The following is a 248-nucleotide window of genomic DNA, read 5'->3' on the forward strand; positions in this document are numbered from 1 at the left end:
AGCTTGCCGGGGATGATGAAGCAGAGAACAACGATACGCAGAAAGCCCGGCTGGATGCCTGGCTGAACGATTATTCCGGGCGCGAGGGCAACTTCGCCAGGATGATGTCAGGCGCAACCGCACCGCAAACGCGGCGTATGCTGCAATCTGCATTCAACCGGTCGTCCAGTTGGCCGATGGTGCTCCTCGCGCAATCCCGCGTCGGGCGTGAGGGCCTGAATCTGCATGAGGCCTGTCGCACAGTGATT

General features: G+C 60.5%; 1 protein-coding gene. It reads left to right on the forward strand.

Features of this window, described 5'->3' with window-relative positions:
* Positions 1 to 248, forward strand: a 248-nt coding sequence (locus HBA93_RS22550) for a P-loop NTPase family protein (RefSeq protein WP_221724723.1), incomplete at both ends; no start/stop codon positions are given.

It is taken from the genome of Ochrobactrum sp. SFR4, from assembly GCF_019730395.1.
Lineage (GTDB): Bacteria > Pseudomonadota > Alphaproteobacteria > Rhizobiales > Rhizobiaceae > Pseudochrobactrum.